The following is an 11087-nucleotide window of genomic DNA, read 5'->3' as shown; positions in this document are numbered from 1 at the left end:
TGTCGACGCCAAGAAAGGGAACGTTGGAAGATTAAGGCAGTAGATGACGCAGTCAGCTACAACTTAATCTGAAACGCAGCCCTTTCTAGAGACGCGAACCCAACTTCACAGGGTGCGAGAGTTAACACTCAGAAAGGAAACGTTGGAAGGTTAAGGCTGTATGGAACTCTTTCACATTGGACTACAAACAAATAAAAAATGAGGCTAGGTATCAACCTAGCCCCTTATTAAATAGTTTATTTTTCTGATAGTATCAAGATGAAATTGCCAGACCCTGAACGGTCTTTGTCGTCTCCTGTTTGGGAGTAGATGCTAAAGTCTTGCACGATTAATGTTGCTAGATATGAATCTGACTCTTGGTTGAAGGTCGCCTGATTACTGGTCAAATCAGCATAATTATCCTCGGCTAAATCTTCTAGTTCGGCCAAATCAAATTGCAACACTTCACCTTTGTCTTCAGCAGTCACTTCTAGGCGTGTGACATTTACAATCTGCTGACTAAAGTTCTGCTCTAAAGCAGTAAACGTCTCTGATCCATCATGGCTATGAAGTAAGATAACTTCCCCACCATCATGACTATTAAATGGTATTGCTACTTCTTGTTCAGCCTTTAAGATCGCTGAAAAAGAATAACTGCTTTGATAATCATTACCATTATCATCCGTCTGAACACCATCAAAAACACGCAAATCTTGATATACATCAAAATCTTCTGGTATTTGGGAAACACGGTCTAATTCATTGTATTTATCAAGATATCTAAGCGACTGTTTCATTTTCTGAGCTGTCGTGTTATCCAATTGATTGACATTTTCGGTTGTTAGAGCTAATTGACCATCCGTAATTAAATCAGGATAGTCAGCTAAGATATCATTGACTATTCCAGCTTGACTAGTTGCTGAGACAGAGATGGCATCAACTGGTGGCATCATTGCAATAAATAGCCCCACTGCAACCACCATGGGCAACCATTGATTTTTTAGTAGATATAAAATGGCGCCAATAGCTGAAATAGAACAGAATAGCATCAACATATACCGGCTCATCGTCACACCATACACATTAGAATAAATGACTGACCGGTAAATTTGGAATACCGAGGCAATAAGGACTGCCACAGCATAACCCTGAGTAAAGCGCGTCACTAATGGTCTTTCGATTGCGTCCACTAAGAATAGGACCATCCAACCCACAATTAAATAGGATACCATTACAAATTCGATCGTAATATTCATCCAGTTGCCTAAATTAGAGAGAAAATAGATGAAAATAATCATCGTATAAATCGATACAATTGGAATAAATATTTTTGTTAAAAGGACATCCAAGAATTTGCTCACTTCAGATGTCATCTTGCCCGTTTCTTCGATGAATGGTCGGGTGAATACGGATTGCTGAGACAATAAGTACCAAGGAAAGAAAATATAAGCTAATACTGAAAAAATATCCCAGTATAATTCTCCTTCTACATTAGAAATAAGGATTGACCAACCACCAAGTATCAAGCTAATACCAAGCATCAAGATCCCAGTATACACCATAGACACAAAGAATGACTTAAACCAAATTCGAAAACTTTGGTCAAAAGCTAATCCTTCGTTTTTAATTGATGGTAGCCAAATAATTAATAGCATTAAAAGAAATAAACCAATATTCGTTCTCGTAAATAAATGACTTGAGAAAAAATCAGTGGTCCGACTAGCGGCAACATAATATACGCCAGTTAATATTCCAGTAAGCCCCTGAATACCAAAAGCCTGAATGGGGCGCTGTTCTTGCATAAAACGTTCATAAGTCACTTGTCCCAAAGTGGCCAACATCATACCAACTATACTCGCATAGACACCCGTTTCAACCATTATCATCGGTTGATCATAAGGTGCGTGGTTCATATACATCACTAAAGTAGTCGCAATAACACCAAAAAGTATGACCATTGGAAACCGTATCAAGCTGCTTCTCCATTCGCTAAGAGATTGAAATTTTCGCATCATCAACACCTCCGAAATAGATATTTACCCTTTGAAACCGCTTTTACTTTTATCTTATTATAACATTAAGTTGATCAAACATAAAACCACAAGGCAGTATATATTAGATCAGCACAATCATACAAACCATGGTGATTTCTATTCCAAAAAAAACGCAGCTAGGTGATTGATGACCTAGCTACGTTAAAAAAGATTAATCTAATTTATCATTTTCATAATGATGCGTGAGCTCTAGCTGGTTAAAAGCTTGTTGACGTTGTACTTCATAGATGACTAAAGCAGCACAATTAGATAAGTTTAATGACCGCACATGGGTATCGTCCATTGGAATACGAATGCATTGGTCTTCATGAGCACGCATAAAGTCCTCAGGTAATCCAGTTGTTTCTTTACCAAACATCAAGAATATGTCTTGATCTTGATCATTGTTGCCAAAATCAATATCTGAATAAATATGATGGGCAAATTTTGTTACTAAGTATAAACGTTGATCTCCTAAATACGCCATAAAGTCATCAAGACTAGCATGGTAAGTGATATCTACAGCGTTCCAATAATCCAAACCTGCACGTTTTAAATGTTTATCATCTGTCTTGAAGCCAAGCGGTTCAATTAAATGTAAATGGGTGTCAGTTGCTGCACACGTACGGGCAATATTACCGGTATTTGCTGGAATTTCTGGTTCAAATAATACAATATGATTCGTCATCCTGTCGCTTCTTTCTATATAGATACTATGTCACGTATACGAAATCAAATGGCTTCTTTCGTCCACTGATTATATCATATTTTATACTGAGTCAACGGACAGTTCCAGATGTCTTTATGGTATTTTCATCTACACGAAACATTTATTTTGTTATCATAATGAATAGAAAAAAATATCGCCGTTCTAACTAGCGGTTTGAAAGGATTAACTATGAAACAAAATAAAAAGAATACTAGTACCGCCAGTTGGCATCTAGTATTTGTCATGGCCGGAGCGATGACTGCCACGCTAATTGGGTCAGGTTTTGCAACGGGACAAGAGATTATGCAGTACTTCGTTGCCCACGAATGGACGGGTATTTTAGGTGTTATGACCACCTTCCTCGCAGTAGGCTTTTCAGGTAGTGAATTTTTTAAAGCAGGTTTTGCTGGTAAGCAAAATTTAGATAGTCCAAATGACGTTTTTAAAGTATTTGCCGGGAATAAAATTGGTGCTATTTATAAATACATCACTTTAATTACCCTGTTTTTAACCTACGCAGTTATGGTTGCTGGTGCAGGCGCTACCATCCAACAACAATTTGACTTGCCTGTTTATGTGGGATCCGGCTTTATGTATGTCGTTTCTGCTATTACTGTCATGTTAGGAATGAATAAAATTACGCATATATTAGGAAATATTGGACCAGCCATCGCCATCTTTGCAATTATTTTAGGTTTACTCAGTTTTTTTACTTATCACGGAGATCTTAGCCAAGTAACAGATATGGTACACCAGGCGATTGCTTCCCGCACAATCCAAGCAGCATCAGGAAATTGGCTAGTATCTGCCTTAAACTATGTTGGCTTAATCATTATTTTAAATGCTGGTTTTATCGCCCAAATAGGCATTCAAGCAAATAAACAAATGGAAACAAAGCTAGCTGCCCTTTTATCATCTGGGATTTATGCCTTAGGTATTTTTATTTTATACATGGCCTTTCTAGGTGCTTTCTCTCTAGTTGCAGGTGCACAGGTGCCAACATTAACCATCGCTAATCAATTAAATCCTTGGTTAGCTTATGCTTTTATTATCATTATTTTACTAGCTATATATTCTACTGTGGTGTCAATTTTGTGGAACGTGGCCGCATCTGTCACTACTGATAAAACAAGCGCCAATAAAGTAGCAACAGCTGTTTTAGGACTAATCGCCACAGCTATTGGCTTATTTCTGCCCTTTGACCAATTAGTTAATCTAGTTTATGTAGTAGCAGGCTATTTCGGCATTGTTTTTTTATTTATCATGATTTGGCGGTCAATAAGGAACGCTTCAGCCAATCATTAGATTGGATTGGGTAACTTGCCTTTTTATGATACAATATAAATGAAGGTTTAGCATTAAGAAGAAAGAAGGAGTTTAAATGCAAATAGGAATACCTAAAGAAATTAAGGCACAAGAAGACCGTGTGGGGTTAACGCCTGATAATGTTAGGACCCTTGTAAATAATGGACATACTGTCTTAATAGAAGAAAATGCTGGTATAGGATCAGGATTTACTGATGAAGAATACGTATCAGCTGGTGCAAAAATTGAAAGTGATCCAGCCAAAATTTGGGCTAGCCAAATGGTTATTAAGGTAAAAGAACCATTAGCTTCTGAATATGATTACTTCCATGAAGATTTAATATTATTTGCCTACTTCCACTTAGCACCTGAAAATGAATTAACTGAAGCTTTATTAGCAAATAAAGTAACGGCTATTGCTTATGAAACTATGGTAGAAAACGGTGCCTTACCATTATTAACACCAATGTCTGAAGTTGCTGGACGAATGGCTATTCAAGTTGGTACCCATTATCTTGAAAAACAAAACGGTGGCTCTGGTACCTTAATTTCGGGCGTACCTGGTGTTGCTCCTGGCCATGTTGTGGTTATTGGTGGCGGAACTGTCGGTTATAATGCTGCTAAAATAGCTGTTGGTATGGGTGCTCGCGTCACAATTTTAGATGTAAATACTGGTCGCCTCGGTGAATTAGAAGATCTTCTAAACGATAAAGTCACTACTTTAATGTCTAATGAAGAAAATATCCGTCAAGTGATCAAAGACGCTGATATTGTAGTAGGTTCAGTATTAGTAACTGGTCGCCGTGCTCCAGTACTGGTTTCAGAAGACATGGTGAAAACTATGAAACCTGGATCTGTCTTGGTTGATATCGCAGTTGACCAAGGTGGGAACTTTGAAACAACTCACCCAACAACCCATCAAGATCCTATTTACGTAAAACATGATGTCATCCACTATACAGTAGCAAATATTCCTGGAGCAGTGCCACGCACGTCAACTCTTGCATTAACAAATGCCACAATGAAATATGCTAGCCAGATTATCAATCAAGGCGTTGAAGCTGCTGCTAAAAGAAATGAAACAATCCTAACTGGTATCAATACTTACCAAGGTTACTTGACACACGAAGGGGTAGCTGAGTCACAAAATCGTACTCATACACCTATCCAAGATTTATTAAAATAATAAATGCTAGCTAATAGCACATCAAAAGAGCCGCATCTCATTATGGAAATGCGGCTCTTTTCTATCGAATAATCTTCCGTAATCAAATATCACTTTCAATCAACTTACAGTGGCCTAACGTGCAAATACGGCTGTTCTTTTTAGGAAGTTTTGCGTACGCTCTTCTTTGGCATTGTCAAACACTTCTTCAGGTGTTCCTTGTTCAACAATTACACCATTCTACATGAAGATTACCCTATCAGCCACTTCATAAGCAAATTGCATTTCATGCGTTACAATCACTAAAGTAGAGCCACTTTCGGCAACATCTTTAATAACTTCTAGCGTTTCCCCTACCAATTCAGGGTCTAAGGCAGACGTTGGTTCATCAAATAAAATGACTTCAGGGTTTAAAGCTAAAGCACGTGCAATACCAACCCTTTGCTGTTGTCCACCGGAAAGTTCATGTGGATAATGGTGCTCTTTTCCTTCCAAACCTACTTTTGCTAAGAGTTTAAGCCCTTTGTCACTTGCTTCTTTTTTCGGTACCTTTCGAGCGATCACTAAACCCTCGATCACATTTTCAAGTGCAGTGCGGTTAGAAAACAATGCATATTGTTGAAAAACCATGGCTGTTTTCTTGCGAATATCTAAAATTTCTTTCTTAGACACCTTTTCAAAATTCACTTTTTGGTCACCTATTTTTAAGTATCCTTTATCCGCTCGTTCTAAAAAGTTTAGGCAACGTAAGAAAATTGTCTTTCCTGAACCACTAGGGCCAATAATTACGACCACTTCCCCCTGGTTAATAGTTAAATCAATTCCTTTTAAAATTTCATTTTAGTCAAACTTTTTGTGAATATTCTCTACTTGTATCATAGGACACTTCCTCTCACAACTTTTCTAGTATAATGACGTTCAAATAGATGGGAAACTTGTTCTACTGCAAACGATAGTGCCCAATAAATGATAGCTGCTGCAATATATGATTCTAGGAATGTATAACTTGTCGTAGCAGTAATTAACGCCCCATTTAACACATCTACCACTGACACTAAAGATACTAATGATGAAGCTTTGATCAAGACAATAAGTTGACTACAAATCATCGGTAAAGCGATTGGCATCATCTGTGGAAAGATCACTCGGATAATTGTTTGAGATTGTGTTAATCCAATAGAAGCCGCAGCATCCCACTGTGCTTTAGGGATAGCTGCTAGAGCGCCACGAAAAATTTCTGATAAGGAAATGCTAGCAGTAAATGCCAGAACGAAAATACCAATGTATTCACGATTAATATCTGAAAAGCGGATTGGTAAACTTAAGCTGGTCACTACTTGGTCAAATAAATCTGAGAACAGTAAGTAAGCGACCATTAAACTTAAAACGACAGGAATCCCTTTGGCAATAGTAACAAGTCCGTTTAGGCACCTACCTAAAATAGGTACTTGATAAAAACGTGCTAAGGCAATAAGTAACCCAAACAAACTACCAATCAGTAAAGGTATAAAAGCTAATCTTAAAGTGACCGGAATAAAGGGAATGGCCGCTTTAAAGGCTTCTGAAATAGCTGTAAAATCAATAGGCATATAAAAGCCCCTTTCCTTATTTAGTATAATCGGCACCTAGAATTTCGACTGAAAGTTCAGATAAGGTACCTTCTTCACGCAATTCTTTAATGGCGCTGTCTACAGCAGATTGTAATTGCTCATCACCTTTCTGGAATACGTAGTAAATACCAGCAGTTTTAAGGGCTTCATCTGACGGTTGAAGATGGATATCGAATTGTTTATTATATTTATCGACATCAAATTTCGTAAGAATTGCTGCATCAGCGGTACCATTTTTTAGTCCAGATACTAATAATTCACCCGTTGCTTCACTATAAACAATTTCAATAGCGTCTTCATTTTCTGCATTATATGTTTCTAGTATATTGGCGACTTCACTAGCAGGAGATGCAAATACCTTTTTCCCTTTAAGTCATCCAATGACTGATAGACTTGGCCAGTACTTTCATCTGCTACGATGTGGTGTGCATAATTGTTATAAGCTTCTTCTCCATATAAATACTTAGCACCGCGCTCGTCATTATACGCATAATTATGGGGCAGCAAGTTGAACCTTATCCGCTGATAATGAAGTCAGGATATTTTTAAAATCCATTGATTCATATTCAAAGTTATATTGGTCTAATTTTTCATCAACAGCCCGTAAAACTTCGATATCATAACCTTGTAATTCCTCATTTTCATCTAGACAGACGAATGGTTGATAAGCATTCCCAGTCCCAACAACAATTGTTTCGGCATCCGGGTTAGCTGCTGCTTGATTATCCTCTGCTGCACCAGCATTGCCACAAGCTGCTAGCAACAATACTGAGGTAATTCCTGTTAAAATAAACCGTTTGTTCTTTATCTGATGTGTCACTTTCTTCATCATATTTTCTCCACCTTTATTCACTTATTGGGTGTAATCGTCACCTAAATATTCAATCGAAATTCCGCTAAAGTACCCTCATCTATTAATTCTTGTAAAGCACCATCAACAGCATCTTTCAACTCTTCATCTGCCTTATCATATAGGAAGTAAGTTTTAGATACACTGATTGGTTCAGAAGTAATTTCTAAGTTAGCGTCGAACTGTTCATTATATTTGTTGGCATCGTATTGGGTTAAAATTGCTGCATCTGCCGTACCATTTTTTAAGCCAGTAACTAAGAGTTCACCAACATTTTCATTATAGACAATCGTAATTTGTTCATCCGTATTTGGATGTTCGCTATTATATTGCTCTAATAAGTAGGCTACGCTAGAACCTGGTGATGCAAAGACCTTCTTGCCTTGTAGTTCATCCAAGTTACTATATTGATCCTCACCAGCTTCGTTGGCAATATATAGGGTGTAGTCAGTATATCCTACGTCCCCGTATAGATATTTAGATGTTCTTTCGTCATTGTATTCATATTGATGAGCTGCTAAATCAACCTTACCAGCTGATAATGAAGTTAAAATATTTTTGAAATCTGAAGACTCATATTCAAATTGATAACCATCAAGTTTCTCATCAATTGCTTCAAGGACAGCCACATCATATCCTGTTAAATCACCATTTTCATCTAGGTACACAAATGGCTGATAGCCATTCCCAGTTCCAACGACAACCGTTTCTGCATTTGGATTAGAAGCTGTGGCTTCATCTGTTGCGTTAGCTGACCCGCAAGCTGCTAATAATGTTGTTGTCAGAAATGTTAATAATCCCCATCTTATTAAATTTGAATGATGTCTCATCAATAGGTCTCCCCCTTTTCGCCTTTAAGTGTATAAGTCTGAAATATTTCATCATTTTTAATTAGGATCTCTGGATCAAGTCCTTGTGTTTGAACTTTTGCTTTTGACTGGAATTGGAAACGTTTGGTTAACCAAGTAAATAGTCGTTCCAATAAAATACTCAAAACAATAAAGATAATAGCTGCCACAAAGTAACCTTCAAGTGATCGATAAGTTAAGGCTGCTAAAGCTCTTACCTTACCAATCACATCAATGACACCTAATGAAAAGGCGAGCGATGTATCTTGTAATAAACTAACAATCATGGTTCCTGTTGCTGGGATAGCAATGCGGACTGCTTGTGGTAAGATAATCCGACGATAAGTCTGTCCCCTAGTTAAGCCGACTGATGCCGCAGCCTCCTTTTGGTCAGTTGCTACACTTGAAATAGCAGACCGGAAGATTTCTGAGAAAAAGGCCGCTGTACTCAATCCATACGTGATATAAACATAATCAATCTTTTCAATATTGGCTAAAGCGGTAAAGATAATTGGCAGACCATAGTAAACCAAGAATAATTGCACTAATATCGGTGTCCCTCTGATAAAAGATACGAATACCTGACTTATTTGAGATAAAACAGGTATTTTTTCAATTCTAATAAAAGCGATAAGCAATCCAAGTACCATACCAACAGCTGTTGCAACTGCTACGATTGCTAGTGTGATGGGGAGTGCAGATAGTATTTTTGGGAAAAAGGATTCAACATATTCCCAATTAAAAAATGCTGACATGAGTTTCTCCTCCTAATTGTTGTAAACTTTTGTTGGCTATTCAGCCGTCTTTGTATGTATTACTTTTCCAAATCCTTAAATGGTTAAATCTTCATATTGATAATATGAGGCCTCAACGCGTAGGACACTTTCGTTAAACCGTTCTGGAATTAGCACCTTATATAAAGAAACACCAATATCATTTGGATCTTCTCGAGTCCCTAAAATTTGATAACCATTTCTTAAATACATATCTAATAACCAAGGATGTCTTTTACCAGAAGTCCCTAATACATAAGCTGGTGCTTTTAAAGTTTTGATTAAAAACTCTTCTTCTACTTGTTTAAGGAATTTCTTTCCAATCCCCTGCTCCTTAAATTCATTAGCAGTGGCAAACCACCACAAGAAAGGATAGTGTGAAATTGGCGTATCACTTTCCCAAGGTTGCCTAATAGTAATCGTCGAAATCAATTGTTCATCTCGTTCCAATACTAATGCGATGCCTGTTTCGATGTTTTCTGTTACAGATGCCAGAGTAGCATTAGTTGACGGCCAATCAATACCTAAATCTTTAACTTCTTGGAATGCTTCTTGAATTAATGCTAAATATGCTGGTGCATCGTCTTTTGTAGCAATTCTTATACGATTTTTTCCCATCTTGCTTCCTCCATAATCACTTTGTGTCCTATACGACTGGTAAATCTATAAAGTTGTTCATCAATTCTATTTGTCACGCTATCACTAATCATAAAATCTTGGTCCCCTTTCACCACCTGATCTTGCGTCGCAAAGGTTGATTGTAAAAGCTCCTCAGTACCCAATTCTTTTAAAACAGGTTCCAAAGCATATTGCAGGGCTAACAAGTGGTGTTTAGATCCCCCTAATCCTAAAGCATAAACAACCTTATCTTGTAGTGCTTTTTTAGGTAACACATCTAAATAGGCTTTTAAAATACCCGAATAACTACCTTGAAAGATTGGTGTAAAAATTAATACCCCATCCGAATTCAAAACCTGTTGATTAACAGCTTGAATTGTCTTATCCGTATAATCCGCTGTCATTAAAACCTCGGCTGGCAGCATATGCGCCTGTATCACATTCGTTTGAATCTTGTACTCAAATAAAACTTGCTGAGCATAGGCTACCAAACCATTTAGTCGTGAAGATAATGAATTAGCGCCTACAATTAAAGTACTTTTGTCATACCCTTCCCTCTTTCTTGGTGAATCTTTCTACTCATTTTCTACATCTATCATTGCTAAACAACAAAACCCCTCCCTAATAAACAAACCTGTCTATTAAGAAGGGGCGATTTGTTATTGACCGCGGTGCCACCCTTATTTAAATTGTTCCAACAAACAATCTCTCATTCAGTAAATACTGAAAAGTATAACGACCTCACCCGTCTATCCAGCTTTCACTGACTAGATGCTCAGAGCTCATTTTCATTATCGATAAACATCTGATTCCACCACACTCAGACTCGCTGTAGATTACCTGCATAATTACTCTACTCTTCAAAGCAATTGGTTATCAAAATGATTTGCAACTTTTGCTTGCAGTAAATTTAACAAATTTAAACGAACTACTTCAATATTACTGCCTAGAAAAAACAATCTATGAATGCCTATTTACTTAAAAAAAGTTTTAGAGCAAAACAGGTAAAACGCTTGTCTTATCTATCTTCTCATTTAATTATCATGTTTTTTTAATCGTTAACCGCTATCATCACTGATATAGAACTAGCAAAAGTAAGCATCAACAAAAGGCAAATAAGATACAATAATTGTATCTTATTTGCCTTTTGTTCAAAATCATTCTTTTTATAAAACACTTTAATATAAGTATTTGACA

General features: G+C 37.2%; 8 protein-coding genes, 3 pseudogenes and 1 other annotated feature. Of the genes and pseudogenes, 2 read left to right on the top strand and 9 right to left on the bottom strand.

Annotation, left to right across the window (positions count from 1 at the left end; translation table 11 throughout):
• Positions 1–236: 236 nt before the first annotated feature.
• Positions 237–1991, bottom strand: coding sequence for a DUF4153 domain-containing protein (locus tag HMPREF3116_RS04130; protein WP_083272753.1), 1755 nt, complete (start codon positions 1989–1991; stop codon positions 237–239).
• Between the two features lie 193 nt (positions 1992–2184).
• Positions 2185–2700, bottom strand: coding sequence for a tRNA (uridine(34)/cytosine(34)/5-carboxymethylaminomethyluridine(34)-2'-O)-methyltransferase TrmL (gene trmL, locus HMPREF3116_RS04125; RefSeq protein WP_070467921.1), 516 nt, complete (start codon positions 2698–2700; stop codon positions 2185–2187).
• A 210-nt stretch (positions 2701–2910) separates the two neighbouring features.
• Here trmL and HMPREF3116_RS04120 point away from each other — a divergent pair, with 210 nt between their 5' ends.
• The gene (locus tag HMPREF3116_RS04120) at positions 2911–4026 is read left to right on the top strand and encodes a YkvI family membrane protein (protein WP_070467920.1); all 1116 of its coding nucleotides are present in this window, start codon (positions 2911–2913) and stop codon (positions 4024–4026) included.
• A gap of 76 nt (positions 4027–4102) precedes the next feature.
• Entirely contained in the window at positions 4103–5212 is a 1110-nt protein-coding gene (gene ald, locus HMPREF3116_RS04115; protein WP_070467919.1) for an alanine dehydrogenase, read from the top strand.
• Positions 5213–5326: 114 nt separating this feature from the next.
• Here ald and HMPREF3116_RS04110 read toward each other — a convergent pair.
• The 7 genes and pseudogenes from HMPREF3116_RS04110 to HMPREF3116_RS04080 all read right to left on the bottom strand — a co-directional run bounded on the left by HMPREF3116_RS04110 (position 5327) and on the right by HMPREF3116_RS04080 (position 10381).
• Positions 5327–6025: pseudogene (locus HMPREF3116_RS04110) on the bottom strand (amino acid ABC transporter ATP-binding protein).
• Between the two features lie 41 nt (positions 6026–6066).
• Positions 6067–6780, bottom strand: a complete 714-nt coding sequence (locus tag HMPREF3116_RS04105) for an ABC transporter permease subunit (RefSeq protein WP_070467918.1) — start codon at positions 6778–6780, stop codon at positions 6067–6069.
• A gap of 16 nt (positions 6781–6796) precedes the next feature.
• A pseudogene (locus HMPREF3116_RS04100) lies at positions 6797–7630 on the bottom strand (transporter substrate-binding domain-containing protein).
• Between the two features lie 24 nt (positions 7631–7654).
• Positions 7655–8481, bottom strand: a pseudogene (locus HMPREF3116_RS04095) (transporter substrate-binding domain-containing protein).
• Positions 8481–9254 (bottom strand): amino acid ABC transporter permease, encoded by a 774-nt coding sequence (locus tag HMPREF3116_RS04090; RefSeq protein WP_070467917.1) that lies wholly within the window; start codon positions 9252–9254, stop codon positions 8481–8483. The pseudogene HMPREF3116_RS04095 and the gene HMPREF3116_RS04090 overlap by 1 nt, the downstream one beginning before the upstream one ends.
• Before the next feature lie 75 nt (positions 9255–9329).
• Complete coding sequence (locus HMPREF3116_RS04085) at positions 9330–9890, bottom strand: GNAT family N-acetyltransferase (protein ID WP_070467916.1); 561 nt, start codon at positions 9888–9890, stop codon at positions 9330–9332.
• Positions 9872–10381, bottom strand: coding sequence for an NAD(P)H-dependent oxidoreductase (locus HMPREF3116_RS04080; protein ID WP_246819045.1), 510 nt, complete (start codon positions 10379–10381; stop codon positions 9872–9874). The genes HMPREF3116_RS04085 and HMPREF3116_RS04080 overlap by 19 nt, the downstream gene beginning before the upstream one ends.
• Before the next feature lie 153 nt (positions 10382–10534).
• Positions 10535–10763 (bottom strand) — a binding site (T-box leader).
• Positions 10764–11087: the final 324 nt, after the last annotated feature.

The sequence above is a fragment of the Aerococcus sp. HMSC10H05 genome (genome assembly GCF_001806975.1).
Lineage (GTDB): Bacteria > Bacillota > Bacilli > Lactobacillales > Aerococcaceae > Aerococcus > Aerococcus viridans_B.
Note: the sequence above shows the minus strand (reverse complement) of the source record. Positions and strands in the feature narration are given on the sequence as shown.

Excerpts from the sequence above, each read along its gene's own strand:
- trmL (WP_070467921.1), bottom strand. The coding sequence starts at position 2,700 with ATGACGAATCATATTGTATTATTTGAACCAGAAATTCCAGCAAATACC.
- HMPREF3116_RS04120 (WP_070467920.1), top strand. The coding sequence starts at position 2,911 with ATGAAACAAAATAAAAAGAATACTAGTACCGCCAGTTGGCATCTAGTA.
- HMPREF3116_RS04105 (WP_070467918.1), bottom strand. The coding sequence starts at position 6,780 with ATGCCTATTGATTTTACAGCTATTTCAGAAGCCTTTAAAGCGGCCATT.
- HMPREF3116_RS04090 (WP_070467917.1), bottom strand. The coding sequence starts at position 9,254 with ATGTCAGCATTTTTTAATTGGGAATATGTTGAATCCTTTTTCCCAAAA.
- HMPREF3116_RS04085 (WP_070467916.1), bottom strand. The coding sequence starts at position 9,890 with ATGGGAAAAAATCGTATAAGAATTGCTACAAAAGACGATGCACCAGCA.
- ald (WP_070467919.1), top strand. The coding sequence starts at position 4,103 with ATGCAAATAGGAATACCTAAAGAAATTAAGGCACAAGAAGACCGTGTG.
- HMPREF3116_RS04130 (WP_083272753.1), bottom strand. The coding sequence starts at position 1,991 with ATGCGAAAATTTCAATCTCTTAGCGAATGGAGAAGCAGCTTGATACGG.